Annotated in this window: 25 protein-coding genes and 1 tRNA gene; 20 read left to right on the top strand and 6 right to left on the bottom strand. The window is 72.6% G+C overall.

Annotated features, from left to right (window positions below; all coding sequences use genetic code 11):
* The first annotated feature begins 4 nt into the window (after positions 1 to 4).
* A complete protein-coding gene (locus tag ACQEVU_RS46550) occupies positions 5 to 934 on the top strand; it encodes an exopolyphosphatase (protein WP_433336172.1) in 930 nt (309 codons plus the stop codon).
* A 29-nt stretch (positions 935 to 963) separates the two neighbouring features.
* On the opposite strand, the gene ACQEVU_RS46545 is transcribed toward ACQEVU_RS46550, so the two are convergent.
* The gene (locus ACQEVU_RS46545) at positions 964 to 1,386 is read right to left on the bottom strand and encodes a hypothetical protein (RefSeq protein WP_433336170.1); all 423 of its coding nucleotides are present in this window, start codon (positions 1,384 to 1,386) and stop codon (positions 964 to 966) included.
* Between the two features lie 157 nt (positions 1,387 to 1,543).
* Here ACQEVU_RS46545 and ACQEVU_RS46540 point away from each other — a divergent pair, with 157 nt between their 5' ends.
* The 10 genes from ACQEVU_RS46540 (at position 1,544) to ACQEVU_RS46495 (ending at position 10,110) form a co-directional block, all read left to right on the top strand.
* The gene (locus ACQEVU_RS46540) at positions 1,544 to 2,260 is read left to right on the top strand and encodes an LppU/SCO3897 family protein (protein WP_433336168.1); all 717 of its coding nucleotides are present in this window, start codon (positions 1,544 to 1,546) and stop codon (positions 2,258 to 2,260) included.
* 108 nt (positions 2,261 to 2,368) lie between these two features.
* A complete protein-coding gene (locus ACQEVU_RS46535; RefSeq protein WP_433336166.1) occupies positions 2,369 to 2,692 on the top strand; it encodes a PadR family transcriptional regulator in 324 nt (107 codons plus the stop codon).
* Positions 2,689 to 3,627 carry an HAAS signaling domain-containing protein gene (locus ACQEVU_RS46530; RefSeq protein WP_433336164.1) on the top strand — a complete coding sequence of 313 codons (939 nt, stop codon included), beginning with the start codon at positions 2,689 to 2,691 and terminating at the stop codon, positions 3,625 to 3,627. Before ACQEVU_RS46535 ends, ACQEVU_RS46530 begins: the two co-directional genes overlap by 4 nt.
* Before the next feature lie 10 nt (positions 3,628 to 3,637).
* Positions 3,638 to 4,330 carry a uracil-DNA glycosylase gene (locus ACQEVU_RS46525; RefSeq protein ID WP_433336162.1) on the top strand — a complete coding sequence of 231 codons (693 nt, stop codon included), beginning with the start codon at positions 3,638 to 3,640 and terminating at the stop codon, positions 4,328 to 4,330.
* A 15-nt stretch (positions 4,331 to 4,345) separates the two neighbouring features.
* Positions 4,346 to 5,080 (top strand): DUF4129 domain-containing protein, encoded by a 735-nt coding sequence (locus ACQEVU_RS46520; protein WP_433336160.1) that lies wholly within the window; start codon positions 4,346 to 4,348, stop codon positions 5,078 to 5,080.
* Positions 5,070 to 5,726 carry a hypothetical protein gene (locus tag ACQEVU_RS46515; protein WP_433336158.1) on the top strand — a complete coding sequence of 219 codons (657 nt, stop codon included), beginning with the start codon at positions 5,070 to 5,072 and terminating at the stop codon, positions 5,724 to 5,726. The genes ACQEVU_RS46520 and ACQEVU_RS46515 overlap by 11 nt, the downstream gene beginning before the upstream one ends.
* Positions 5,723 to 6,712 carry an AAA family ATPase gene (locus tag ACQEVU_RS46510; protein ID WP_433336156.1) on the top strand — a complete coding sequence of 330 codons (990 nt, stop codon included), beginning with the start codon at positions 5,723 to 5,725 and terminating at the stop codon, positions 6,710 to 6,712. The genes ACQEVU_RS46515 and ACQEVU_RS46510 overlap by 4 nt, the downstream gene beginning before the upstream one ends.
* 6 nt (positions 6,713 to 6,718) lie before the next feature.
* Positions 6,719 to 8,047, top strand: coding sequence for a DUF58 domain-containing protein (locus ACQEVU_RS46505; protein ID WP_433336154.1), 1,329 nt, complete (start codon positions 6,719 to 6,721; stop codon positions 8,045 to 8,047).
* Entirely contained in the window at positions 8,047 to 8,616 is a 570-nt protein-coding gene (locus ACQEVU_RS46500; protein ID WP_433336152.1) for a hypothetical protein, read from the top strand. Before ACQEVU_RS46505 ends, ACQEVU_RS46500 begins: the two co-directional genes overlap by 1 nt.
* A 120-nt stretch (positions 8,617 to 8,736) precedes the next feature.
* Complete coding sequence (locus ACQEVU_RS46495) at positions 8,737 to 10,110, top strand: NAD(P)/FAD-dependent oxidoreductase (RefSeq protein WP_433336150.1); 1,374 nt, start codon at positions 8,737 to 8,739, stop codon at positions 10,108 to 10,110.
* Positions 10,111 to 10,119: 9 nt separating this feature from the next.
* On the opposite strand, the gene ACQEVU_RS46490 is transcribed toward ACQEVU_RS46495, so the two are convergent.
* Positions 10,120 to 11,796 carry a hypothetical protein gene (locus ACQEVU_RS46490; protein ID WP_433336148.1) on the bottom strand — a complete coding sequence of 559 codons (1,677 nt, stop codon included), beginning with the start codon at positions 11,794 to 11,796 and terminating at the stop codon, positions 10,120 to 10,122.
* Positions 11,797 to 11,986: 190 nt separating this feature from the next.
* Here ACQEVU_RS46490 and ACQEVU_RS46485 point away from each other — a divergent pair.
* The 3 genes from ACQEVU_RS46485 (at position 11,987) to ACQEVU_RS46475 (ending at position 13,276) form a co-directional block, all read left to right on the top strand.
* Positions 11,987 to 12,067: transfer RNA gene (locus ACQEVU_RS46485), tRNA-Leu, on the top strand.
* A 109-nt stretch (positions 12,068 to 12,176) separates the two neighbouring features.
* Complete coding sequence (locus ACQEVU_RS46480) at positions 12,177 to 12,956, top strand: Bax inhibitor-1/YccA family protein (protein WP_433336146.1); 780 nt, start codon at positions 12,177 to 12,179, stop codon at positions 12,954 to 12,956.
* Positions 12,956 to 13,276 carry a hypothetical protein gene (locus tag ACQEVU_RS46475; protein WP_433336144.1) on the top strand — a complete coding sequence of 107 codons (321 nt, stop codon included), beginning with the start codon at positions 12,956 to 12,958 and terminating at the stop codon, positions 13,274 to 13,276. The genes ACQEVU_RS46480 and ACQEVU_RS46475 overlap by 1 nt, the downstream gene beginning before the upstream one ends.
* Here the strand turns inward: ACQEVU_RS46475 and ACQEVU_RS46470 are convergent.
* Entirely contained in the window at positions 13,273 to 14,637 is a 1,365-nt protein-coding gene (locus ACQEVU_RS46470) for a cystathionine beta-synthase (RefSeq protein ID WP_433336142.1), read from the bottom strand. The two genes, ACQEVU_RS46475 and ACQEVU_RS46470, sit on opposite strands and share 4 nt — an antisense overlap.
* A 41-nt stretch (positions 14,638 to 14,678) precedes the next feature.
* Positions 14,679 to 15,029, bottom strand: coding sequence for a YkvA family protein (locus ACQEVU_RS46465; protein WP_433336140.1), 351 nt, complete (start codon positions 15,027 to 15,029; stop codon positions 14,679 to 14,681).
* Positions 15,030 to 15,101: 72 nt separating this feature from the next.
* Between ACQEVU_RS46465 and ACQEVU_RS46460 the strand changes: the two genes are divergently transcribed.
* From ACQEVU_RS46460 to ACQEVU_RS46445, 4 genes are all read left to right on the top strand, one after another.
* On the top strand, positions 15,102 to 15,515 hold the full coding sequence (locus ACQEVU_RS46460; protein WP_433336138.1) for a PPOX class F420-dependent oxidoreductase: 414 nt from the start codon (positions 15,102 to 15,104) through the stop codon (positions 15,513 to 15,515).
* Between the two features lie 97 nt (positions 15,516 to 15,612).
* Positions 15,613 to 16,623 carry an SGNH/GDSL hydrolase family protein gene (locus ACQEVU_RS46455; protein WP_433336136.1) on the top strand — a complete coding sequence of 337 codons (1,011 nt, stop codon included), beginning with the start codon at positions 15,613 to 15,615 and terminating at the stop codon, positions 16,621 to 16,623.
* 69 nt (positions 16,624 to 16,692) lie between these two features.
* Entirely contained in the window at positions 16,693 to 17,484 is a 792-nt protein-coding gene (locus ACQEVU_RS46450; protein ID WP_433336134.1) for an SGNH/GDSL hydrolase family protein, read from the top strand.
* A 76-nt stretch (positions 17,485 to 17,560) separates the two neighbouring features.
* Complete coding sequence (locus ACQEVU_RS46445; RefSeq protein WP_433336132.1) at positions 17,561 to 18,808, top strand: acetyl-CoA C-acetyltransferase; 1,248 nt, start codon at positions 17,561 to 17,563, stop codon at positions 18,806 to 18,808.
* 900 nt (positions 18,809 to 19,708) lie between these two features.
* Here ACQEVU_RS46445 and ACQEVU_RS46440 read toward each other — a convergent pair.
* On the bottom strand, positions 19,709 to 20,638 hold the full coding sequence (locus ACQEVU_RS46440) for a S1C family serine protease (protein WP_433336130.1): 930 nt from the start codon (positions 20,636 to 20,638) through the stop codon (positions 19,709 to 19,711).
* Between the two features lie 42 nt (positions 20,639 to 20,680).
* Positions 20,681 to 22,336, bottom strand: coding sequence for an aminotransferase class V-fold PLP-dependent enzyme (locus tag ACQEVU_RS46435; RefSeq protein ID WP_433336128.1), 1,656 nt, complete (start codon positions 22,334 to 22,336; stop codon positions 20,681 to 20,683).
* A 197-nt stretch (positions 22,337 to 22,533) separates the two neighbouring features.
* Here ACQEVU_RS46435 and ACQEVU_RS46430 point away from each other — a divergent pair, with 197 nt between their 5' ends.
* Together ACQEVU_RS46430 and ACQEVU_RS46425 are read left to right on the top strand one after the other, a co-directional pair.
* Positions 22,534 to 22,809 (top strand): hypothetical protein, encoded by a 276-nt coding sequence (locus ACQEVU_RS46430; RefSeq protein ID WP_433336126.1) that lies wholly within the window; start codon positions 22,534 to 22,536, stop codon positions 22,807 to 22,809.
* Positions 22,810 to 23,229: 420 nt separating this feature from the next.
* The gene (locus tag ACQEVU_RS46425; RefSeq protein ID WP_433336124.1) at positions 23,230 to 25,497 is read left to right on the top strand and encodes a fibronectin type III domain-containing protein; all 2,268 of its coding nucleotides are present in this window, start codon (positions 23,230 to 23,232) and stop codon (positions 25,495 to 25,497) included.
* Positions 25,498 to 25,547: the final 50 nt, after the last annotated feature.

Genomic DNA, 25,547 nt, shown 5'->3' with positions numbered 1-25,547 from the left:
ACCCGTGACGACCGAGAGCACCGTGAAGCGGGTCGCGGCGATCGACTGCGGCACCAACTCCGTCCGGCTGCTGGTGGCCGACGTGTCGGAGGCGTCCGGGGTCACCGACGTGACCCGCCAGATGCGCATCGTCCGGCTGGGCGAGGGCGTGGACCGGACCGGCCGGCTGTCCCCGGAGGCGATCGAGCGGACCCGGGTGGCGCTGGCCGACTACGCCGGCGACATCGCCCGGGCCGGCGTCGACGCGGCCCGCATGGTCGCCACCAGCGCGTCCCGCGACGCCGAGAACGCCGCCGACTTCCAGGCCATGGTGTTCGACACGCTGGGCTTCGCGCCCGAGGTGATCACCGGCGACGAGGAGGCCCGGCTGTCCTTCGCCGGCGCCGTGCGCGGCCTGGCCGCCGAGCCGCCGTTCCTGGTGGTCGACATCGGCGGCGGCTCGACCGAGTTCGTGGTCGGCTCCGAGGGCGTCGACGCCGCGCTCAGTGTGGACATCGGGTGCGTCCGCATGACCGAGCGGCACCTGAGGTCCGACCCGCCGACCCCGGCGCAGATCGCCGCGGCCGAGGCCGACATCACGGCGGCCGTCGAGCGCGCCCTGGCCGCGGTCGACGGGGGCCGGGCCCGCACGCTGGTCGGTCTGGCCGGCTCGGTGACGACCGTGGCCGCGCTGGCGCTCGGGCTGCCGGAGTACGACCCGAAGCGCATCCACCGCGCCCGGATCTCCGCCGCCGACGTGGCCAAGGTCACGGCCGACCTGCTCGGCAAGACCGCCGAGCAGCGGCTCGCGAACCCGGTGATGCACCCGGGCCGCGCCGACGTCATCGGCGCGGGGGCGCTGATCCTGCGCATCATCGTCGAGCGCTCGGGCGCGGACTCGGTCATCGCCTCCGAGTCGGACATCCTCGACGGGATCGCGCTGTCGCTTACCTGAGAAGGTTCACGAGAATGTCATGAACGGGGTTATCCGGTGCGCCGGACCTCGGCCCGCGACTGCTCGCGCGGCTCCGCATCGTCGCGGGACCACCACCAGCCGTAGGTGAGGACCCCGTCGCTCGGCATCGTGATGATGATTTTGGCGGGCAGGGCGCCCTCGTAGGCGCTGAACACACCCGGCTCACTCTGCACGAACCGCGTCACTCCGGGCAGTTCGAGGCACGTGACGTGCAGCTCCAGCCGGCCGGCCTCGCTCGCGGTGAGGATCGTGTGCTCGACGTGCTGCAGGCCCTTGCTGTCGCTGACCGCCTCGTAGTCCAGCGTGATCGCGTTGCCGCGCACCACGGACGTCACCTTGATGCGGGCGACGAAGGGGCCGGACTCCAGCCCGTCACCCCGCCCGCGATACACGCCGGGGGCCGCGGCGAGGCGTTTCAACAGATCGGTCACGGCGCACACCGTAATACGGGCACGCTCAGAAGTGCGCGGGTTGGCCCAGGCCCGTTATCGTGAGCCGATTCCGTCGGGCCGGGAGGGTGGTTTTCCAAGCTCAACGGTCATATCGCCCGATAGGGTGATCTTTGCGGCATACCCCGGAAGGAACAGCATGTCTGATCAGTACCCGCCGCCCGGCAGCTACCCGCCTCCCGGTGGCGGGGGTTACCCGCCCCCCGGCGGTGACCAGCCCCAGTACGGGCAGCAGCCCCAATACGGGCAGCAGCCTCCCTCGGGCAACCCCTACGGCCCGCCGTCCTCCGGCGCGCCCTACGGGCAGCCGACCTCGGGCAACCCGTACGACCAGCAGCCGCCGGCCTACGGCCAGCAGCCCGGGTACGGCCAGCCGCCGATGTCGGGCAACCCGTACGACCAGCAGCCCCCGCCCTACGGCCAGCAGCCCCCGCCGTTCGGCGCTCCGGGCGCCCCGCCGTTCGGTGCGCCGCCGCCGCCGAAGAAGAGCAACGCGGGCAAGATCATCGGCATCATCGCCCTCGTGCTGGTGGTCGTCTGCGGCGTCTGCGTCGCGGTCAGCTGGAGCAAGATCAAGGACGCCATCGACAGCAGCAGCAGCAACGCGAAGGTCGGCGACTGCCTGGCCGGCGACTCGATCTCCGACAACTCCGCGAAGGACGTCAACGTCAAGATCGTCAAGTGCGACTCGGCCGACGCGAAGTACAAGGTCGTCGGCATTCACGGCGGCGTGTCCCGCGCCGAGTCGCTCGCGGACGAGACCAAGGTCTGTGACTCCTACACCGACGCGAAGTACGTGCTGTGGCAGGGCACCAACCCCAGCAGTGGTGACGCCCTCTGCCTCGACGACAAGTAACAGGCCGCGAGCCTTCTCAAGGGCGGTCCGCTCCGGGCGGGCCGCCCTTTTCGTGTCCTGGTGTTCCGCGCTTGATACTACTGTGCATTGCGTACTACTGTGCTTCACGTGGACACCACCCAGCTGCTCAAGGGGGTGCTCGACCTGGCCGTCCTGGCCGTGCTGCGCGACGAGGACGGTTACGGGTACGACATCCTGCGCCGCCTTCGCGCGGCGGGCCTCGACGACGTCGGGGACGCCTCGGTGTACGGCACCCTGCGCCGGCTCTTCCAGGCCGGCACGCTGACCACCTACGTGGTCCCGAGCGAGTCGGGACCCCACCGCAAGTACTACGCGCTCAACGCCGCCGGCCGCGCCCAGCTCGCCGCCTCCGGCAAGGTGTGGCGCGGGTTCGCACACACGATGGACCAGCTCGTCGGGGAGTCCGCATGACCGCGCCCACGCCCACGCCCGCGCCCACTGGCAGCACCCTCGAGATCGACTACTACCTCGAGCGGGTCGGCGCGGCGCTCGCCGACCTGCCGGCCGACGTGCGCGACGACCTGATGGAGGACCTGCCGGCGCACTTCGCCGAGGTGCTCGAGGAGCAGGGCGGCCCGCTGGTCGAGCGGCTCGGCCCGCCCGCGGAGTACGCCGCCGAGCTGCGCGCCGCGGCCGGCCTGCAGGACGACCCGGCCCGCCGGGGACTGCCCGGGCTGCCCGGCCTCGAGGCGCGGCTGGCGCGGATGCGCCGCCGGCTGGGCGAGGCCGACCGGCGCGCCGGCACCGTGATCGGCTACGAGCGGGCGAGCGACTTCGTCCGGCTGCTGCGCCCGGCGTGGTGGGTCGTGCGCGGGATCGGCCTCGTCGCCGTGGTCTTCGCGCTGGACATCATCCCGCGCGACCGCTTCGACGACCCGGTCGGCTGGGTGCTCGTCGCCGCCGCCGTGATCGTCTCGGTCCGCATCGGGGCGACCGGCCGGCCGCACATCCCGCGCTGGGTCGGCTACGGGCTCACCGCCGTCGCCGCGATCGGCGTGCTGACCGTCATTGCCAACGCCGACCGCTTCGACTCGTACACGTACACGTCCGACGGCGGCGGCAACCCGTACGGCTACGTCACCGACGTGTACCCGGTCGACCGCAACGGCCACCCGATCCAGGGCGTCACGCTGCTCGACCAGAACGGCAACCCGATCCAGCTCGGCGACCCGTGGCGCTGCGCGACGGCCGACCACCAGCCCCCGGACACGCCGGCCTACCCGATGTGCCAGCAGGCCAACGGGGAGAGCCCGAGCAGCTCGCCGTCGCCGTCGGTCTCGCCCTCGGCCGAGGCGCCGGTCCAGGCGTCGCCCTCGGTGTCGGCATCGCCCTCGCCGTCACGCTAACGTTCGGCAGGTGGAAGACGCACTCGACCGGCTCGACGCCGAGATCTCCGAGTGCCGCCGCTGCCCCCGGCTGGTCGCCTGGCGCGAAGAGGTGGCGGCGACCCGGCGGGCGGCGTTCCGCGACGAGGAGTACTGGGGGCGCCCGGTGCCCGGCTTCGGCCCGCACCGGGCGCCCATCGCCATCCTCGGGCTCGCGCCGGCCGCCCACGGCGGCAACCGCACCGGCCGCATCTTCACCGGCGACCGCTCCGGCGACGTCCTCTTCGCCGCCCTGCACCGCGCAGGCCTCGCCAACCAGCCGACCAGCACGTCGCGTGACGACGGGCTCAGGCTGACCGCGACGCGGATCTTCTCCGCCGTTCGCTGTGCGCCGCCGGACAACAAGCCGACCCCGCTGGAGCGCGACACGTGCGCGCCGTTCCTGCACCGCGAGCTGCGCGAGATCGCGCCCGACCTGCGGGTCGTCGTGGCGCTCGGCGCGTTCGCGTGGGCCGCCTTCTGGCCCGCGGCGCGCGCCGTCTACGGTGTAGCACCGGCACGGAAGGTGCCGTTCGGTCACGGCACTCTGTGGCAGGCCGACGGTGCCCCCGCGTTGCTCGGTTGTTACCACGTGTCTCAACAGAACACCTTCACAGGTCGGCTCACGCCAGGAATGCTTGACGAGGTTCTCGCCCGGGCCAAACAGATCGCCGGGCTTCCATAGAGCGACGAGGATGTGATGGACCGCACCTTCAACCGATGGTTGCCGGTGCTGGGCGTCGTGGCCGTCCTCGCCGTCGGGGCCCTGGCCGCCTCGATGTCCTCGCCGGAGATTACGAACGTGCCGGTGCCGGCACCGGGCACGGACACGCCGACAACCGCCGCGGCCACGACCGAGGTCCAGCTGTACTCCGAACAGCCCCTCCCCACCAGCAGCGGCGGCAGCGGCGGCACCGACTGGCTGCTGTACATCGCCGGCGGCTTCTGCGCGCTCGCGGCCGTCGTGCTGATCGGGAGCCTGGTGTGGTACCTCCTGCGAAACCGCGCCCCGAAGGCCAAGCCGCGGCTGTTCGTCGAGCCCGAGGCGCCCCGCCCGATGACCACCGCCGCCGCGGGCGACGAGGTCATGGCCGCGGTCGAGGCCGGCCTGGTGGAGCTCAGCGACACCGACGCCGACCCGCGCCGGGCGGTCATCGCCTGCTGGGTCCGCCTGGAGCGGGCCGCCGCCGCGGCCGGCACCCCGCGCCTGGTCGGCGACAGCCCGACCGAGCTCGTCACCCGGCTGCTGGCGGCCCACCAGGTGAGCCGCCCGACGCTGGAGGGGTTCGCCGAGGTGTACCGCGAGGCCCGCTACGCCACGCACCCGGTCGGCGAGCGGTCCCGCCACGACGCGATCACGGCCCTGCGACAGATCCGCGCCGAGCTCTCCGGCGTCGGGCGCGTGCCGAGCGGAGGTGGCCCCGGTGCCGCGTGAGCAGGAGCAGGTCGTCGGCCTGGACGAGCTCTTCGACGTCGGCCGGTCGGCGCCGCGGCCCGACGCCCGCCCGTCCCGCCGCCCGTCCCGGCCCTTCGACACCCGCTGGTGGATCCGCCGGCTCTTCATCGCCGTCGCGCTGACGGTGGTCGGCTGCGGCGTGCTGTACGTGGCCGGCTACCAGGTGTCGATCCCGCTCGTGCTGCTGTCCATCGTCGCCGTCCAGGTGATGCGCCAGATGCTCGTCCAGGTCCACGCCGACGACCTGCCGCCCGCGGTGACCGGCTCCGGGCTCGCCCCGGCCCGCCTGGAGCCGCCCGGCCGGCCCGAGCGGACCGGGCGCCGGGAGCTGCGCGACGCCGTGCCGTCCGGCGACGGCATCCTGCTGGCCGTGGCCAAGTGGGACGACCGCTTCGTGTGGGGCGAGCGCGACCCGGGGCGCTTCGCCGCCGTGGTGGTGCCGCGCTTCACCGACCTCGTCGACGCCCGGCTGCGCCAGCGCCACGGCATCACGCTGGCCGGCGCGCCCGAGCAGGCCCGCCGGCTGGTCGGCGAGGAGCTCTGGCAGCTGCTGCACTACACGCCGTCCCGCGTGCCCAGCCCGCAGGACATAGCATCGATCGTCGCAAAGGTGGAGGCGCTATGAAGACGCTCGCACCGGCCGAGGTGGGCCGGATCGCCAAGGTGGTCCTGGACCAGGTCGGCACGGTGGTCGTCGGCAAGCGCGACTCCCTCGAGCTCGTCCTGGCCGGCATCCTGGCCGGCGGCCACGTGCTGCTGGAGGACCTGCCGGGCCTGGGCAAGACGCTGACGGCGCGCTCGTTCGCCCAGGCGCTCGGCATCGGCTTCCGCCGGCTGCAGTTCACCCCGGACCTGCTGCCGGCCGACGTCACCGGATCGTTCCTGTACGACCAGCGCAACCACGAGTTCACGTTCCGGGCCGGCCCGGTGTTCACCAACCTGCTGCTGGCCGACGAGATCAACCGGACGCCCCCGAAGACGCAGTCGGCGCTGCTGGAGGCGATGCAGGAGCGGCAGGTGTCCGTCGAGGGCGCCACCTACCGGCTCGACGCGCCGTTCCACGTGCTCGCCACCGCCAACCCGATCGAGTACGAGGGCACGTATCCGCTGCCCGAGGCCCAGCTCGACCGGTTCCTGCTGCGCGTGTCGTTCGGCTATCCCGAGGCCGACGAGGAGTGGGACGTCCTGCGCCGCCGGATGTCGCGCCGCCAGGAGGAGGCCAACCTCGAGCCGGTCGTCGACTCCGAGACCCTGCTGGCCATGCAGGCGGCGCTCGAGGACGTCATGGTGGAGGACTCCATCGGGCGGTACATCGTCACCCTGGCGGCCAACACCCGCGTCCACCCGCACGTGCTCGTCGGGGCCTCGCCCCGCGGCTCGCTCGCCCTGCTGCTGCTCTCCCGCGCGTCGGCCGCCATGAGCGGGCGCGACTACGTCGTCCCCGAGGACGTGAAGGCGGTCGCCGTCCCGGCGCTGTCCCACCGCATCTCGCTGCGCCCGGAGATGTGGCTCAAGCGCATCGACCCGCGCGCGGTGGTCGGCGAGGTGCTCGCCCAGACGCCCGCGCCGGCCAGCGGCGCGATGCCGACCTATGGCGGAAGGCGCGGCTGAGGCCCGATGAGTGAGCAGGCCGCACCCCGGTCCCACGCGCGGGCGTTCGAGCCGACCCGGGCGCTGGGCCGGGCCGTGCTGGTCGCCGGCGCGCTCGTCTTCGTCGCCGTGCTCATCGGGCAGTACGAGCTCGTCATCCTGGCCGTCCCGTTCGCCCTCGGCACCGCGATCTCGCTCGTGCGCCGGCCGCGGCGGGCCCCGGTGGTCGAGGTCGTCGCGGCCGAGCCGTTCCTCGTCGAGGGCAACGACCTCGGCGTCTCGATCAACCTGGGCAACCCCAACCCGACCGGGTTCGACCTGGTCGTGGTCCGGGCGGCGGTACCGCGCTGGGTCCGCCTGCGCCACAGCGACCGCCCGTACGCGGTGAACGTCGACGCGGGCACCATGGCCGGCGTCGAGCTCGACGGGCGGATCCTGCGCTGGGGCCGCCACCCGCTGGGCCCGGTCACCGCGCACGCGGTCGCCTCCGACGGGCTGCTCATCAGCCGCGGCGTGCAGACGCCGCAGCTGGCGCTCAAGGCGTACCCGGCGACCGAGCACTTCGACGCCGCCGAGGCGATGCCCCGCGCGGCCGGCCACGTCGGCGGGCACCGCTCCCGGCGCACCGGCGAGGGCGGCGAGCTCGCCGGGGTGCGCCGCTTCGGCCCGGGCGACCGGCTGCGCCGCATCGACTGGCGGGTCTCGCTGCGCACGCGCGAGATCCACGTGGTCAGCACGCTGTCCGACCGCGACGCCGAGGTCGTCGTGCTGCTCGACGCGCTGCACGAGGCCGGGCGCTCCGGCGGCATCGACGGGCGCGCCTCCGTGCTCGACATCACGGTGCGCGCCGCGGCCGGCATCGCCGAGCACTACCTGCACCGCGGCGACCGGGTGGCGCTGCTGCAGTACGGCGGCACCGTGCGCCACCTGCGCGCGGCCAGCGGCCGGCGGCACTACATGACGGCGCTGGAGTTCCTGCTTGACGTCGAGGCCGGCCAGCAGGACGACGAGCCGCCGCCGTCGTCGTTCGGCCCGCACATGGTCCAGGCCAACGCGCTGGTGATGGTGCTCACGCCGCTGCTGGACGTGCGGTCGGCGGCGATGCTGGCCAACCTGGCCCGCGCCGGGCGGTTCGTGGTCGCCGTGGACACCCTCGCCGATCCGGTACTGCGCCTGCGCGCGACCGGCCGCTGGGGCGACGTCGCGCAGCGCATGTGGCGGCTCGAGCGCGAGGCGATCATCGGCCAGCTGCGCGAGCACGGCGTGCCGGTCGTCGCCTGGGGCGGCGCGGGCAGCCTCGACGAGGTGCTGCGCGGCGTGGCCCGGGTGGCCGTCGGGCGGACGGTGACGACCTGATGTTCGAGGAGCTGCAGGAGTACTTCTCCGGCCGGGCCAACCGCGTGCGCGACGTGGCCGACCGGGCCGCCGCCGGGCCGCTGCTCGTCCGGCTCTTCGTCACCGTGTTCGCCGCGCTGAGCCTGGTCGTCGCCTTCCCGGCCGAGCTGCTGCACAACGTCATCGCCATCGGGCTGGCCGGGTTCCTGGCGCTGCTGCCGGGCGTCTTCCCGCGCGGGCGGCTGGTCGGCCTGACGATCTTCCTGTGCGTCTTCGGCTGGCTGCTCGCGACGCTGGTGTACGGCGAGCCGCTGTCGGTGGTGCGGCTGATCGGGCTGGCCACGGCGATGTACCTCATGCACTCCCTCGCCGCGCTGGCCGCCGTGCTGCCGTACGACGCCGTGCTCTCCCCGGGCGTGCTGAGCGGCTGGCTGCTGCGGGCCGGCGGCGTGGTCGCGGCGAGCGCGATCGTCAGCGTCGCCCTGATGCTCATGGTCCGGCTGACGGCGGGACCGGTGTTCCTCGTCGCGTCGCTCGTGGGCGTGCTGGCGGCGGGCGGGCTGGCGTACGTCATCGCGCGCCGGGCCTGATTTCCACCCCGCGATCGACGAGCTTCTGTCCACTGTGGCGGCCGTTACAGCCCTGGTAACGCTGGTTACATGTCCTTGGCCTGACTGATTTCGGGGTGCTCACGTGGCTAGCGTTGAATCGTGGCTGCAAAGCGAATCCTGATCGTCGGTGCCGGGCACGTCGGGCTGTATGCCGCCCTGCGCCTGTCCAAGAAACTCAACCTGCACGAGGCTGAGGTCACCGTGGTCGACCCCCAGCCCCACATGACCTACCAGCCGTTCCTGCCGGAGTCGGCGGCCGGCAACATCTCCCCGCGGCACACCGTCGTGCCGCTGCGCCGCGAGCTCAAGCGCTGCCACGTGCTGTCCGGCACGGTGACGAGCATCGAGCACGCGCGCAAGGTGGCGATCGTCCAGCCCATCATCGGGCCGGCCCGCGAGGTGCCGTACGACCACATCGTCGTGGCCCCGGGCTCCGTCTCCCGCACCCTGCCGATCCCCGGCCTGCGCGAGCAGGCGGTCGGCTTCAAGACCATCGGCGAGGCCGTCTTCCTGCGCAACAGCGTGCTGGACCGCCTCGACGTCGCGGCGACCACCGTCGACCCGGCCACCCGCCGGCGCGCGCTGGCCTTCGTCTTCGTCGGCGGCGGCTACGCCGGCGTCGAGGCGCTCGCCGAGATGGAGGACATGGTCCGCGGCGCGCTGCGCTACTACCCGGAGATCCCGCGCGACGAGGTGCGCTTCATGCTCGTCGAGGCGGCCAACCGGATCCTGCCCGAGGTCGGCGCCGAGATGGGCGCCTACACGGCGGTGCAGCTCACCCGCCGCGGCATCGACATCCGCCTCGGCACGCGGCTCGAGTCGTGCGTCGACGGCCTGGTCAAGCTCTCCGACGGCGACGCCTTCGAGGCCGACACCATCGTGTGGACGGCGGGCGTGAAGCCGCACCCGATGCTCGAGGACACCGACCTGCCGCGCAACCAGCGCGGTGCCATCACCTGCCGGCCGACGCTGCAGGTCGTCGACGCCGAGGGCAACGTCGTCGAGGGCGCGTGGAGCGCCGGCGACTGCGCCGCGGTGCCGGACCTGACCGCGGACGACCCGGGCGCGCTGTGCTCGCCGAGCGCGCAGCACGCCGTGCGCCAGGCGGCCAAGCTGGCCGACAACATCGCCGCCGTCGTGCGCGGCCGGGAGCCCGTCGACTACCGGCACAAGCACGTCGGCTCGGTGGCCGGGCTCGGGCTCTACAAGGGCGCCGCGCGCGTGTACGGCATCAAGGTCCGTGGGCTTCCGGCGTGGTTCATGCACCGGACGTACCACCTGAGCCGCATCCCGACCCTGAACCGCAAGATCCGGGTGCTCGTCGACTGGACCCTGCAGCTGGTGCTGCGCCGCGAGGTCGTCGCGCTCGGCTCGCTGCACGAGCCGCGCGAGGCGTTCACCGAGGTCGCGGTGCCGATCCCGCTGCCGGTGCGGCCGTCCGGCCCGCCGTCGGCGGGCAAGCGCGCCGCCTAGGGAGCCGCTTCAGACGCGGGCGCGCCAGACCCACACGCCGGCGACGCGTTCGCCGGGCCCGAGCAGGGCGTCGAGGGTGCTCTTGAGCGCCTCGGCGCCCTTCTGCCCGTCGGCGAGCACGAACGCCGAGGCGTGCCAGTAGGCGATGTCGCGGCGCAGCGCCACGCGGTCGTTGTCGCTGAGCGCGGGCGCCGTGTCGTTCACCGCCGCCCGGTGCAGCAGCTGCGCGGTCGGCCGGGGATAGATGCCCACGGCGGCGCGCCCGTCGCGGCCGTACGGCCCGATGAACCAGCCCTGCGGCGTGGCGAACGCCACCCCGGTCGCCGCCGCCCAGCGCATCGCCTGCGGGTCCTGCGAGTCCGGCAGCGGCACGGGCACGATGGTGCCGTCGCGCGGGGCATAGCCGCGCCAGTACCCCTCCGTGAAGAACGCCGGCACGGGCGCGCGCGGCACCGTCGGCAGCGGCATCGGGGCCAGCGGCACGAGCGAGGCGACCACGGCGACGGGCACCAGCAGCTTGAGCGTCTCGGTCTGCGTCAGCGCCGCGTGCACGACCTGGGCCAGCACGAACGCGAGCAGCGGGATCGCGGCGAGCGCGAAACGGGCCGGCAGCGCCCACTCGAACACCGGCAGCCCGTCGAGCAGCGCGTACGGCCCCCACTGGGCGGTCCGGTGCCGCCCGACCACGATGTGCGGGCCGAGCGACAGCGCGAGCAGCACGACGGACACGACGGTGGCGGCCACGACGGCCGGGCGCCGCCACATCCACACCGCCGCCCCCAGCACCACGATGAGCACGGGGGCGCCGAAGAAGGTGGTGTACTCCGCCGGGCCGCTCGCCAGCCGCGCCGCGCCGTCGCCGCCGGCCAGCGACAGGGGCGAGACGGCGGCGAAGCTCTTGAGGTCGGCGGAGTAGAAGTCCGGGCCGAACACCCCGCCGGCCGCGCTCTGCGGCCCGCGGAACTGCACCCACAGCGGATACGCCAGCAGCGCCAGGGCGACCGCGGCGGCGACGCCCAGGCCCGCGCCGAGCGACGGCAGCACGGCCCGCGGCGCGGGGCGGGCGGTCGCGGCGAACGCCAGGCAGAACAGCCCGAGCGCGATGGCCGTCAGGAACAGCACCTCCTCGCCGAGGAAGTACTGCGCGGCGGCGAGCGCGCCCAGCAGCGCGCCGCGCCTGATCGCCGGCCGCCACGCCGGGCCGCCGCGGGCGAGCTTCACCACGCACCAGACCATCGGCGGCACCAGCCACGCCGCGGTCATGTGCAGGTGGCCGTTGGACTGGCTCACCATCCCCGGGGCGAAGCCGCAGAAGGCGCCGCCGACGAACGCCGCGAGCCGGTGCAGGCCGGCCGTGCGGGAGAAGAGGAGGTACCACCCGGCGCCGTTGGCCGCGAGGTTGAGCCCGGTCGCGACGGCGAACGTCACCGGCGCCCCGAAGGCGAGGGTCAGCGGGGCGAACAGCAGCCCCAGGCCGATGAGCGAGGCGTTGCCGAGGATGTTCACTCCGTCGGGCGCGTTCAGCGCACCGGTCACGAAGCCGAAGTCGCCGCGATACGCTCGGGTTGCGTATGCGAGGAACCACTCGTCGAGCGCCTGGTCGTTCTGGTTCAAGCCGAGCGCGCGGGTCGCCGGATCGGGCCAGAAACCGCGCGTGACCAGGGCAGCGGCCAGCACCAGGAGCACGACCGCGGCGGCGTCCTTAATCCATGGACGCCGAAAGCGCATCGGCGGAGCGGCCGGTGTTGGGTGCTCAACCGGCGCAGTGTCGGCCTCGTCGGTCTGCGGGGCGCTGGTCACCCGGATGACAGTAACGGCCATCCCCTTGTCGGTGTTGATGGTTCGTCATACGGGCTACCGTGAGACGCGTTTCTACGCCCGGGTGGTGGAACGGCAGACACGGCCGCCTTAAAAGCGGCTGCCGCGAGGCGTGCGGGTTCGAACCCCGCCCCGGGCACCGGCTTCGGTCCGTGACCGTCACGCTGCACTGTATGGTGCCGGTTTCCCTCGGGCTCGTTCGCGGTACCCTGGTGCTACACGTGAATGAGAGCCCCTGGAGGCCGATCGTGCAGAGTTCCAACCCGGTGCTCACCCGCCTTGGTGAGGCGGCGCGGGCTTCGCGTTACGAGACCGGGTATGCGCCCGGCTATCCCGGTGTGCAGCCCCGCACCATGACCATGGACGACGTCGTCGTCCGCACCGTCGCCCTGCTCGCCATCACCGGCATCTTCGGCGCCGGCGCCTGGGTGCTGCTGCCGGCCACCAGCGTGGTCACCTACTTCGCCGCGTTCATGGCCAGCATCGCCGGCCTCGTCCTCGGCCTGGTCATCTCGTTCCGGCAGATCACCAGCCCGGCCGTCATCATCCCCTACGCCGCGCTGCAGGGCGTCGCCCTCGGCGTCTACAGCCGGGCCTTCGAGAGCTGGTATTCCGGCATCGTCGTCCAGGCGGTGGTCGCGACCTTCGGCATCTTCGCCGTCATGGCCGCGCTCTACAAGCTCAAGGTGCTGCGGGCGACGCCGCGGTTCACGAAGTTCGTCATCGGCGCGCTCATCGGCGTCGTGGTGCTGAGCTTCGCCAACTGGCTGTTCTACCTGTTCGGCCTCAACCTGGGCCTGCGGGAGTACAGCGTCAACGGCCACGTCGGCTGGGTGCCGATCATCTTCAGCATCGTGATCATCGCGGTCGGGGCGCTCACCTTCATCCTCGACTTCGACGCCATCGAGCAGGGCCAGCGCTACGGCCTGCCGGAGCGCTACGCCTGGTACTGCGCCTTCGGCATCCTGGTCGGCCTGATCTTCCTGTACTACGAGATCCTGCGCCTGCTGAGCTACCTGCGACGCTGATGACCGACTCCGACCAGCTCGACGTCGCCGTGCGCAAGCTGATCGGCCAGGTCTCGCACTGGACGCCGCCCCGGTGGGCGGCGTCCAGCCTGTCCGGGGCCAGCCGGGCCGACCTGATGCACGACCTCGTGCAGTGGATGGCCGACCGGTGCGCCGAGGCCGAGGGGCGCCCGGCGCGGCCCGTGCCGCGCCTCGACAACGACCTGGCCCTGCCCGACCAGCTCAGGGTCGTCGCGGCCGATCTGCGCCGTTTCGCCCCGGCCGCTGTGCAGCAGGATGCCGCGGACCGCATCAGGGCGGTCCGCGGCTCCTTCAACTAGGTCAGGTGCGCCAGCAGGTCCTGGCGCGTGATGACCCCGGCCGGCTTGCCGTCGATGAGCACCACGGCGGCGTCGGCCTTCTCCAGCAGCGCCACCGCCTCCCGCACCGGCTGGCCGCCGCCGATCATCGGCAGCGGCGAGGTCATGTGCCGCTCGACCATGTCGTGCAGGTGGGCGTGGCCGGAGAAGAGCGCGTCGAGCAGGTCCCGCTCCGCGATCGAGCCCGCCACCTCGCCGGTGACGACCGGCGGCTCGGCCTTGAGGACCGGCAGCTGGGAGACGCCGTACTCGCGCATGTAGTCGATCGCGTCGCGGACCGTCTCGTTCGGGTGGACGTGCACCATGCCCGGCACCCGGCCGTCCTTGCCGACGAGCAGGTCGGCCACGGTCGGGGTCTGGTCGGCGGTGCGCAGGAAGCCGTAGCGGGCCATCCAGTCGTCGTTGAAGATCTTGGAAAGGTACCCGCGGCCGCCGTCGGGCAGCAGGACCACCACGACGTCGTCGGGGCCGGCCGCGCGGGCGACCTTCAGCGCGGCGGCCACGGCCATGCCGCACGAGCCGCCGACGAGCAGCCCCTCCTCGCGGGCCAGGCGGCGGGTGAGGTCGAAGGAGTCCTTGTCGGAGACCTCCACGATCTCGTCGCAGATGTCACGGTCGTACGTGGTCGGCCAGAAGTCCTCGCCGACGCCCTCGACCAGGTACGGGCGGCCGGTGCCGCCGGAGTACACCGAGCCCTCCGGGTCGGCGCCGACGATGCGGACGCGGCCCTCGGACGCCTCCTTGAGGTACCGCCCGGCGCCCGAGATCGTGCCGCCGGTGCCGACGCCCGCCACGAAGTGCGTGATCCGGCCTTCGGTCTGCTCCCACAGCTCGGGCCCGGTCGTCTCGTAGTGCGAGCGCGGGTTGGCCGGGTTGGCGTACTGGTCGGGCTTCCAGGCGCCGGGGATCTCCCGGGCCAGGCGGTCCGACACGTTGTAGTACGACCGGGGGTCTTCCGGGGCGACCGCGGTCGGGCAGACGACCACCTCCGCGCCGTAGGCGCGCAGCACGTTCTGCTTGTCCTCGCTGACCTTGTCGGGACACACGAAGACGCAGCGGTACCCGCGCAGCTGGGCCACCAGCGCCAGCCCGACGCCGGTGTTGCCGGAGGTCGGCTCGACGATCGTGCCGCCCGCGCGCAGCAGCCCGGCCTTCTCGGCCTCCTCGACCATCTTCAGCGCGATGCGGTCCTTGACGCTGCCGCCCGGGTTGAGGTACTCGACCTTGGCCAGGACGGTGGCGGAGATGCCGGAGGTGACGTTGCGGAGCCGGACGAGGGGCGTGTTGCCCACCAACTCGACGACGTTGTCGTAGTAGCGCACACCGCCAGCGTATCGGGCGGCCCCGGACTACCCGAGCACGACTAGCTGACCACGTGGCCGTGGACGACGCTGTCGCGCATCCGCTCCCACTCCAGGAACCGCTCGAGCTCGTCCATGAGGGCGCCGGCGAAGTACCCGGCCACGGCGAGGTCGTCGACCAGGCCGAAGACCAGCAGGAAGGCCTCGGGCACGGCGTCGATGGGGGAGACGATGTAGACGCCCGCGGCGGCGAGCATCATCAGGCGGGAGCCGCCGTCGTACTCGCGGCGGAGGGTCGCCTTGATCATCCTTGGCAGCGCGGCCAGCCGCTTACCGACACCGGGCGTGTCCGACCGGAACACGCGCAGCAGTGCCGTCCACGCCATCCGCCGTCGCAGCGCCCTGTCCGCCATGGTGACCGCCCTCTCTCCGTGTATTCGAATGTAGCGTTACCCGTCACCCCGCGCCGCGGTAAGAATGGCGACATGGATCTCGACGCGGCTCGGGCCGTGATCAACGAGCAACACCAGGCCGTTCTGGCCACCCGCCGGGCCGACGGCGGGGTGCAGATGTCTCCGGTACTTGCCGTGGTCGACGCCGAGGGGCGCGTCGCGGTCAGCAGCCGGCTGCCGGCGTACAAGGTGCGCAACCTGCAACGCGACCCGTGGGCCGCCCTGTGCGTGCTGCCCGACGGCTTCTACGGCCGCTGGATTCAGGTCGAGGGCTCGGCCGACATCGTGCCCCCGCCGGACAGCGTCGAAGGTTTGGTCGACTACTACCGCCGGGCAACCGGTGGGGACCACCCCGACTGGGAGGACTACCGGGCGGCGATGCTGCGGGACCAGCGGGTCCTGATCCGCATCACCCTGCACCGGGCCGGGCCCGATCGGTCGGGATGAGGACGATCGGGAACAGGACGAATCCCGGCGAATACTTGGAAGGCGGGGATTAGCCTCGGGACTTGCGCACGGGGCAAGGGGAGGAAGGTACGGGGCGGTGAACGTGCAGTCGGAGCGGGTGCGGCGGATAGCAACGGCGGCGGTGGTCGGCGGCGGGGGTGTGGCGGGCGCCGGGGTGATCTTCTACGGTCTGGTGATTGGACAGGCGCTGCTGGCCCGCAAGACGATTCCACAGGTGGTGAGCCCGCCACCGCGCGCGGACGGCGTCTACGGCGCCCACTTCGACGGCGAGCCGATCCGCCTGGTGGTCCTGGGCGACTCCTCGGCCGCCGGCTACGGCGCTGAACGCCCCAGCGAGACCTTCGCCGCCGCGGTCGCGGCCGGCCTCGCCCAGCACCAGCACCGCCCGGTCCGGATGCGCTGCCTGGCCGTCGTCGGCGCCGAGTCGAAGGGCCTCCCGCCGCAGGTGGAGGTGGCCCTGCGCCAGCGCCCTGACATCGCCGTCATCTGCATCGGCGGCAACGACGTCACCCACCGTGTGCGCACGGCGACCGCGGTGCACCACCTCGTCGACGCCGTGCGCACCCTGCGCGGGGCCGGCGTCGAGGTCGTCGTCGGGACCTGCCCCGACCTGGGCACGATCCGCCCGATCCAGCCCCCGCTGCGCTGGCTGGCCCGCCGCTGGAGCCGCCAGATGGCCACGGCCCAGACCATCGCGGTCGTCGAGGCCGGCGGCCGGACGGTGTCCCTCGGCGACCTGCTGGGCGAGCTCTTCTACGCCGAGCCGGACCGCATGTTCAGCATCGACCGGTTCCACCCGTCCGGCGCCGGCTACCTGGCCGCCGCCCGGGCGGTGCTGCCGACGGTCATCGCGGCGCTCACCGAGCCCGTGCCGGCCCCGGCGCTGGGCGTGCCGCTGAGCGCCGGCGAGGGCGTGCGCTCGCTGCCGCAGGCCGCGATGGAGGCCGCGCAGCGCCCCGGCACCGAGGTCAGCGCGGCCCAGGTCGCCGGCCGGGAGCGCGGGCCGGCGGGCCGCTGGGCCCAGCTGCGCCACCGCGTCTGGCACCGCCTGCCGCAGCAGGCCGCCCGCACACCCGAGCCCGCATGACCTTTGGGGTTTGCCGGTTACGCTCGTGATGCGTCCGGAAATACCCCTGATGTACCCGGAACGGAGGAGGTGACGACGTTGAGCGTCGTCAAGCGACTCGCCAAGCTCGCGACGGTGACCCTGGTCGCCGGCACCGTGGGCGGGGCGGCCGTTCTCACCGCGCAGGCGGTCGCCGCCCGCACCCGCAACTACGCCAAGCCGGACATGCGCCTCGCGATGCGCTCGTCCGTCGGCGCCGTCGGCAAACCCCCGATGCGCCTGGTCCTGCTCGGCGACGCGACCGCGCTCGGCGTCGGCGTCGAGCGGGTGGCCGACACCGTCGGCGGCCAGCTCGCGGCGCTGCTGGCCGAGGGGGCGGCGGGCCGGCGCGTCGAGCTGTCCAGCGTCGCCGTCGCCGGCTCTCGCTCGTCCGACCTCGCCACGCAGGTCGCCCGGGCCCTGGTCGGCCCGGCGCCCGACGTGGCGCTCGTGCTCGTGGGCACCAACGACGTGACCCACCTCGGGCTGGCCGCCGAGGCCGCCGAGCACCTCGGCGCTGCGTGCCGCCGGCTGCGCGACGCGGCGATCCCGGTCGTTGTGGGCACGTGCCCCGACTTCGGCGCCCTGCGCGCGTTCGCCCCGCCGCTGCGGCAGCTGCTGGGCCTGCGCAGCCGCCGGATGGCCCGCCTGCAGGCGAGCGCGGCCGGCGCCGCCGGCGCGGTGGTCGTCGACCTGGGCGCGCGCACCGGCGCGGTGTTCCGGGCGGATGCGGGCACCCTGTGCCACGACGGCTTCCACCCGTCCGCGGACGGCTACCGCGTCTGGGCCCACGCGCTGCTCCCCGCCGTCGAGGAGGCCGCCGCCCTCCGCCCCGGCGTGTGATGTTTGTGCAGGTGCTGTGACAATTCTGGCGGCCGGACGCGCATCGGCGGGGGTTACCCGAAGGTAGCATCGTGGCATGCCGGAAGCTGTCATCGTTGCCACCGCCCGGTCCCCGATCGGCCGTGCCGTCAAGGGATCGCTGCGCGACATCCGCCCCGACGACCTCGCCGCCACCATCGTCCGCGCCGCGCTGGACAAGGTGCCGCACCTGGATCCGCGGGAGATCGAGGACCTGTACCTGGGCTGCGGCCTCCCGGGCGGCGAGCAGGGCTTCAACATGGCGCGGGTGGTGAGCACCCTGCTCGGGTTCGACCACCTGCCGGGCGCCACCACGACGCGGTACTGCGCATCCTCCCTCCAGACCACCCGCATGGCCTTCCACGCGATCAAGGCGGGCGAGGGCGACGTGTTCATCTCGGCCGGCGTGGAGTGCGTCTCGCGGTACGCCCGCGGCAACTCCGACGCCCTCCCGCCCGACGCGCAGGCGGCCGTCGGCGGCCCGTGGCAGAACCCGGCCTTCGCCGACGCCTACGCGCGCACCAACAAGCGGGCCGAGGGCGGCGCCGAGGCCTGGCACGATCCGCGCGAGGACGGCAACCTGCCCGACATCTACATCGCCATGGGCCAGACCGCCGAAAACCTGGCCGAGATCGAGGGCGTGACCCGCCAGGACATGGACGAGTTCGGAGTGCGGTCGCAGAACCTGGCCGAGGAGGCGATCAAGAACGGCTTCTGGGCCCGCGAGATCACCCCGGTCACGACGCCGACCGGCGAGACGGTGTCGGCGGACGACGGCCCGCGCCCCGGCGTGACGTACGAGGCCGTGGCCGGCCTCAAGCCGGTGTTCCGCCCCGACGGCCGGGTGACCGCCGGCAACTGCTGCCCGCTCAACGACGGCGCCGCCGCCGTGATCGTCATGAGCGACACCCGCGCGCGGGAGCTCGGCATCACACCGCTGGCCCGCATCGTCTCGACCGGCGTGACGGCGATGTCGCCGGAGATCATGGGCATCGGCCCGGTGGAGGCTTCGCGCAGCGCCCTGCAGCGCGCCGGCATGACCATCGACGATGTCGACTTGGTCGAGATCAACGAGGCTTTCGCCGCCCAGGTCATCCCGTCGTACCGCAAGCTGGGAATCCCCCTGGAGAAGCTCAACGTCAACGGCGGCGCAATCGCAGTCGGCCACCCTTTCGGCATGACCGGCGCCCGCATCACGACCACACTGATCAACTCCCTGACCTGGCACGACAAGTCAATCGCCCTCGAAACAATGTGCGTCGGCGGCGGCCAGGGCATGGCAATGATCTTGGAACGCCTGAGCTAGCTGGCTGGTTTGCTAGCTCGCTTCGCTCGCCCGGGGGAGCTCCGCTCCACCCGAACCCCCTCAAAACCGCAGCGGCGCGCTCTGGTGCCGAGCGGGCAGCCTGTTCTCTCGGCGGCCCGCTCGGCATCGGTCGTTGATCAGCTCGACGCGCCGTCGGTGATCGTGGTCGCCGGTCGGAGCGGCCGGGCATTGCTAGCCCGCGCCCCTCGCCGTTCCCGCGCGTCCCCTGCCGTGCGTCCCGGCGTGCCTCGTGCCGCGCCCGGCGTGCCTCGTGCCGCGCCCGCCGGCTCGTGCCGCGCCCGCCCCACGTCGGCGCCGTGCCGCTTCCCGTGTCGCACCGTGCCCGCGATGCCCGTCGCGTTGTCGGCCGCCTCGCGCTCGTGGACCGCGTGCCTCCGCGGCGCCGTGGCCCGCCCGGCCTGAAGTCGCCCCACGCTCGCGAATGCCGTGCCTGCGCGCGCCGCGCCATGTCCGCCCGGAAGCCGCCCCGCGCCCGTCCCGGTAGCCGCCTCACGCCGGCGGACGTCGAGTCCCGCGCCGCCTCGCGCCCGCAGATGCCGAGCCCGCGCGATCCCGCGCCGCGTGCTCGCGATGCTGCGCTGCGCCGTGGCCTGCCCGGAGCCGTTCAGTGCCCGCGAAGCCGTTCCGGTCCCGTGCCCGCGAAGCCGCCCAGTGGCAGCGAAGTCGCGCCCCGCGCCTCGGGGTGTTTCGCGCGCGCGGGCGAGCTGCTGCCGCAAACCGCCGAGTGGCCGGCCGACGAGCCGTCCCGTGAGTCCGATCCAGTGACGAGCGACGCGCCGGAGAGCGGCGGCCGTTCTATCCCCTCCTACGCTACAGGACCCGAAAAAACTGGATCTTGCGATTTCACTCCTTGTGGTCGATTCGATGCGTTGGGTTGGCTCAGTCGAGAGGGGCTGGGATCGCCACCACGTCGACCAAGGCGTCCTTGCGCAGCACCGTGATCGGCAGGCGGGTGCCGATCGCTGGGCCCAGCATCAGGCGCAGGACGTCCTGTACGCCCGTGATGGGACGGCCGCCCGCCGTCAGGATCACGTCGCCGACGTAGAGGCCGGCCTGGCCCGCGGGGCTGCCGGGGACCACCTCGGCCAGGCGCAGGCCCCGCGACTGGCCCAAGCGCTCGGCCAGCGGCTTCGGCAGCGGGACCGTGGCGCCTGCGACGCCGAGCCAGGCGCGGCGGACGCGGCCCGTCGACATGAGCTCGGACATGATCAGGCGGGTCGTGCTGTTGATGGGGACGGCCAGGCCCAGGCCTATGCCGGCGACGGCCGTGTTGACGCCGACCACGCGGCCGGCGGAGTCGGCCAGGGCGCCCCCCGAGTTGCCCGGGTTGAGCGCGGCGTCGGTCTGGATGACGTCGTCGATCAGGCGGGTGCGGCGGCCGTCGCGGACCGGGAGGGAGCGGCCCAGGGCGCTGACCACGCCGGCGGTGACCGAGCCGGCCAGGCCGAGCGGGTTGCCCACGGCGACGACCAGCTGGCCGATGCGCAGCTCGTCGGCGTTGCCCAACGTTGCGGGCGGGCCGCCGGGCTCGCGGATGCGCAGCACGGCCAGGTCGGAGAGGGGGTCGGCGCCGACCACGTCGAAGCGGGTCTGGGTGCCGTTGGTGAACTCGGCGATGCCGCCCTCGGCGAGGGCCACGACGTGGGCCGAGGTCAGCACGAAGCCGTCGGCGGTGAACACGACGGCGGAGCCGGCGCCCTCGCCGCGGCGGCTGCGCACGGTCAGGCTGGCCACGCTCGGCAGTAGCGACGCCGCCACGGTGGAGACGACCCGGCTGTATGCGTCAAGCGCGTCGATTTCGGGGTCCATGCCGAGCGCAACAACCGCACGGGCCGTGTGCATCCCGCTGCGTTATGCCAACAGCGATACCGCCGGCAGGTCGAACCAGCGCAGCGCCTCGAAGTTGGCCGAGACCACGCCGCTCTCGAATCCCTCCGTGGGCAACGAATCGAACAATTCACGGGCATACCGTAAATATCCGGACAAGTCGGATTCGGGGGCGCGCTCGTGGCGCGATGGCCACGTCAGCTCGCCGGCGGCGTCGTACGAGAGCTCCGACAACCGTAGCGGCGGCTCCACGACGCCGTCGCGGTGGCGCCACAGGCCCGTGTACGGGTCGAAACGATACTGCGGCAGCAGCGCCCATCCGTGGGTCGCCACCAGGTGCACGGCCTCGACGATGTAGTTGAAGACCGTCGAAGAGATGAAGTAGTTGAAGCTCACCCGGACCCAGCCGGGCTTGATGCCCTCGCAGCCGGCGATGATCTCCTGCTCGAAGCGGTGCGAGCGCTCGATGTCGATGCCCAGCAGCCGGTGGCCGTAGGGGCCGGCGCACGAACAGCCGCCCCGCGACTGGATGCCGAACAGGTCGTTCAGCAGCGAGACGACGAAGTTGTGGTGGAGGTACCGGCCGCCGGGCTTCTTGATGACGAACGAGACGATCGACAGGCGCGAAGCGTCCAGGTTGCCGAGGATCTCGATGTTGGGGTTGGTCTTCCACGACGCGATCGCCTCGCGCAGGAAGCCCTCCTCAAGGGCCCGGATGGTGTCCGTGCCGACCGCCTGCTTGAGCTGGAACACCAGGCCGGCCCGGATCGACTCGACGATGGCCGGGGTGCCGCCCTCCTCGCGGTGCGCCGGGTCGGCGATGTAGTGGTGGTCGGTCGGGTTGACGTAGTCCACCGTGCCGCCGCCGGGAACGGTCGGCACCCGGTTGGTCAGCAGCGCCCGGCGCACGACCAGGACGCCGGGGGTGCCCGGGCCGCCGACGAACTTGTGCGGCGAGATGAAGACCGCATCCTTGTCGTACATCTCGATGTCGACGTACGGCGCGGCCGCCGCGAAGTCCCAGAACGACAGCGCGCCGTGCTCGTGCAGCAGCGCCGAGATCGCGTGCGTGTCGGTGACGATTCCGGTCACGTTCGAGGCCGCCGAGAACGACCCGATCTTCAGCGGCCGGTCCGCGTGGCGCGCGAGCTCCGCGCGCAGCCGGTCCAGGTCGATGTGGCCGTTGTGATCCTCGGGGATCACGACCACGTCCGCGATGGACTCGCGCCACGGCAACTCGTTGGAGTGATGCTCGAACGGGCCGATGAACACCACCGGGCGGTCGGCCGGCGGAATGTGCGCCGAGAGGTCGTAGCGGTCCTCCAGCGCGGCCGGCACCCGCAGGCCGAGGATGTGCACCATCTTGTCGATCGCCGCGGTGGAGCCGGACCCGGTGAAGATCACGACCGTGTCCGCGTCGCCGCCGACGGCGTCGTTGACGATCTGGCGGGCGTCCTCGCGCAGGCGCGTGGTCTGCAGGCCGGTGCCGGACGACTCCGTGTGCGTGTTGGCGTACCGCGGAAGCACCTCGTCCCGCACGAACCGCTCGATGAAGTCCAGCGCGCGCCCCGAGGCGGTGTAGTCGGCGTAGGTGACCCGGCGAGCGCCGAACGGCCCCCACATGACCTGGTCGTCACCGATGACGGAGGCGCGGATGCGCTGCAGGAGGGGGCTTTCCATGGGGGCCATTATGCGCGGACGCCACGCCGACCTCTTTCGTGTGGTCGGGAGCATGTCGCACTCGTTGTCCGCTCCGGCCAACCCCCCGACTGTTTAACGTTTCGTCCGGAGGTGCTCAGGAAGCCTCAAGGAGACTGGGGGTAGGGAAGTTGGTCAGTGTTGACCAGTCCGAGCCAACAGACGTCGTCGATCGACTCTTGTGGCGGGACGCCACGCAGATCCTGAGTCGGCACAGCGAGTCCGACGAAGCGGGCCTGTGCCTCTGGTGCGGCCGCGAGTGGCCCTGCGCGCCGCGCCGGCTCGCCGAGAACGCGGCCGAGGCCTCGCGCCGGCCGTGGAACGAGGCCTGGACGGCCCGCCACGACCTGTACAGCCTGCGGACGATGCCCGAGTGGCGCATCGACCTGGGCCGGCCGAGCGCCGGACGCGGCGGTTGGCACCGGGCGGGCGGGAATCGGGGAACCTTCCTCTGACACGATCGTTGTTCCAAGCGGAGACTCCGGCGCGCCCCGCCAGTGCAACGCAGTCCCGCAGCACAAAGACCCGCCCGGACACGGTTGCCGGCATGCCTCCGCCGGCTCCGAACGCCTCCGGCCAGGCGTCCTCCCCAGGGATCGGGCGGGTCTAACCGGCAGGCGAGGGCACACGTCGTGGTTCCCCCGCATATATCGCGATACGTGCCCTCGCCTGCCAAAACCCTCATACATGTACCTACGACACGGCCCGGGAGCCTCAGCTCCCGGGCCGTTTCGTCATGCTCGCCCGGCTCCGTCCAACAGATGTCATATGGCCGTATTACCCAATTTGCTCCGAAAAGTCCACGACCGCCATACATTGCTAGGAGATGGCGCGTCGGCACCCACTGCTGGCGCCTCGCAACGGAGGGTTTCGCAATGATCGACGCATGCAACTCGCGCGACCGCCGGGCCGGGCCCAGACGCGGCCTGCTCGGCTCGGCGGCCGTGCTGGCGGCGACGGCCGGCGCGCTGGCAGTAGCCCAGCCGGCCAACGCCGCCGCGTTGGCGGAGTATTCGGTTACGCTCACGCCGGGTCCACTGTCCATTCAGGTGGACTTCCAGACCACGGACCCCGCCTCCGGCGGCGGTGACAACGTCGGCAGCTTCGTCGCCACGGCCAAGGCCACCGGCCAGCCGGACAAGACGTGCACCGCCACGACCGCGGACGGCGGCGCCACCACGGCGACCTGCTACCTCACCGGCCTGGTGGCCGGCGCGACGTACACGGTCACGTCCGTCGCCCGCAACCTCACGAACACGTCCAACCTGAACGGCGTGACGGCGACCCCGGCCACGCAGACGGCCGTGCCGACCAAGCTGAACGCACCGGCGTCGGTCACCGCGGTCCCGAACGGCAAGACCGGCGAGGTCGACGTCTCGTGGGTGCCCGGCACCAACGCCAACGCCAACGTCACCAACTTCACCGCGACGGCGTACCTGGGCACCAACTCCACCGGCAAGTCGTGCACCAGCGAGAGCGGCTCGGTCTACGCCTGCACAGTGACGGGCCTGACCGACGGCACGCCGTACTCGTTCAAGGTCGTCGCCAACGGCCCCGCCGCCTCGGCGAACTCGAACGCGACCGCGTCCTCCGGCACGGTGACGCCCGGCGTGAAGCCGGCCGCGCCGACCAACGTGGTCGCGAGCACCAACGCGGCGGGCGCGGTGACGGTGTCCTGGACGCCGTCCACCACCGCCGGCGCCACGTACTCCGTGACGGCGTACGAGGACGGCGTCACGCCGGCCGGCACCGTGCTCGACTGCACCACGCCGCTGACGGCCGCCTCGAACTCCGTGACCTGCAGCGGCAGCGGCGCCGTCGCGGGTAAGGAGTACGTCTTCAAGGTGGACGCCACCAAGGACGGCCTCACGTCCGACGTGGCGACCTCGAACTCCATCTTCAAGGTGTCGGCCGCGCCGTCGCCGACCGGCGTCACCGCCACCGGCGGCGACACGGAGCTCACCGCGTCGTGGACCGCTCCGACCACCGGCACGATCACCAACTACCGGGTGAACGCGGTGGGCGGCGGCGACCAGTTCGCCTGCACGACCACGGGCCTGACCTGCAAGATCACCGGGCTCACCAACGGCACCGCGTACACCGTCACGGTCGAGGCGATCAGCTCGACCGGCACGGCTTCGGCGGCGGTCGCCGCGACCGGTTCGCCGGTCACCCCGGCGATCGTGCCCAAGCCGGACGCGCCGACCATCACCACGCCGGCGCAGAGCGACATCACGGCGAACGCGGCCACCATCTCGTGGACGCCGGCCGCGGCCGTCTCGGGTGCGGCGGTTCAGTACTACATCGCGACCGCGACCCCGAAGGCCTCGGGCTCGGCGGCCGGCGCCACGCCGGACGCGGGCAACCCGAGCTGCACCGCCGTGGCTCCGGCCACGACCTGCACCATCAACGGCCTGCTGCCGGGCACGCAGTACAACGTCAGCGTGGTGGCCTACGCCAGCGCGACCGCGTACAGCACGGCGGGCACCCTCTCGATCACCACTTCGGGCTCGCCCGCGCCGAGCGGAGGCGGCATGAGCGGACCCGTGGTGACGAACCGTGAGGGCAAGTCGCAGATGTTCGCCCGCGGCGGCGACGGCAACCTGTACACGAACGTCCGCGACGCCAGCGGCAACTGGGGCCAGTGGACCTCGCTCGGCGGCCTCATCGGCAGCGAGCCGGTGGCCGTCGTGAACGGCAGCGGCACGTCCGCCCGCCTGCAGGTGTTCGTGCTCGGTGCCGCCGACCACGCGGTCTGGTTCCGGCTGCAGAACGCCAACGACACCGGCTTCGGCCCGTGGACCCACGTCTCCGGCAGCCGCTGGATCTCGAAGATCGAGGTCCAGAAGAACCAGAGCGGCACGGTCCAGGTCTTCGGCCGGGGCGCCGACGGCAACCTGTACTACTCGGTGCAGACGACGGCCACCGACCCCGGCACCTGGCAGGACTGGGTCAGCCTCGGCGGCCTCATCGCCAGCGACCCGACCGTGGTGCAGTGGGCCGACGGCACCCTCGAGGTGTTCGCCATCGGCGCCGGCGACGGCCAGATCTGGCACCGTTGGCAGACCAAGCCCGGTGACAACACCAGCTGGGCCTGGTGGGCGCACGTCGCCCCGTCGACAGCTCAGAACATCGGGCTGTGACCTGACGCTCCACTAGCGACAGTCCACACGCGAACGCCCCGGGCGGATCT

Source organism: Dactylosporangium sp. CA-139066 (assembly GCF_050936175.1).
Classification (GTDB): domain Bacteria; phylum Actinomycetota; class Actinomycetes; order Mycobacteriales; family Micromonosporaceae; genus Dactylosporangium.
This window is presented reverse-complemented; position numbering and strand designations above follow the sequence as displayed.

Coding starts and splice junctions, on each gene's coding strand:
- ACQEVU_RS46540 (WP_433336168.1), top strand. CDS start 1,544: ATGTCTGATCAGTACCCGCCGCCCGGCAGCTACCCGCCTCCCGGTGGC.
- ACQEVU_RS46530 (WP_433336164.1), top strand. CDS start 2,689: ATGACCGCGCCCACGCCCACGCCCGCGCCCACTGGCAGCACCCTCGAG.
- ACQEVU_RS46520 (WP_433336160.1), top strand. CDS start 4,346: ATGGACCGCACCTTCAACCGATGGTTGCCGGTGCTGGGCGTCGTGGCC.
- ACQEVU_RS46510 (WP_433336156.1), top strand. CDS start 5,723: ATGAAGACGCTCGCACCGGCCGAGGTGGGCCGGATCGCCAAGGTGGTC.
- ACQEVU_RS46505 (WP_433336154.1), top strand. CDS start 6,719: ATGAGTGAGCAGGCCGCACCCCGGTCCCACGCGCGGGCGTTCGAGCCG.
- ACQEVU_RS46500 (WP_433336152.1), top strand. CDS start 8,047: ATGTTCGAGGAGCTGCAGGAGTACTTCTCCGGCCGGGCCAACCGCGTG.
- ACQEVU_RS46475 (WP_433336144.1), top strand. CDS start 12,956: ATGACCGACTCCGACCAGCTCGACGTCGCCGTGCGCAAGCTGATCGGC.
- ACQEVU_RS46465 (WP_433336140.1), bottom strand. CDS start 15,029: ATGGCGGACAGGGCGCTGCGACGGCGGATGGCGTGGACGGCACTGCTG.
- ACQEVU_RS46460 (WP_433336138.1), top strand. CDS start 15,102: ATGGATCTCGACGCGGCTCGGGCCGTGATCAACGAGCAACACCAGGCC.
- ACQEVU_RS46445 (WP_433336132.1), top strand. CDS start 17,561: ATGCCGGAAGCTGTCATCGTTGCCACCGCCCGGTCCCCGATCGGCCGT.
- ACQEVU_RS46440 (WP_433336130.1), bottom strand. CDS start 20,638: ATGGACCCCGAAATCGACGCGCTTGACGCATACAGCCGGGTCGTCTCC.
- ACQEVU_RS46435 (WP_433336128.1), bottom strand. CDS start 22,336: ATGGAAAGCCCCCTCCTGCAGCGCATCCGCGCCTCCGTCATCGGTGAC.
- ACQEVU_RS46425 (WP_433336124.1), top strand. CDS start 23,230: ATGATCGACGCATGCAACTCGCGCGACCGCCGGGCCGGGCCCAGACGC.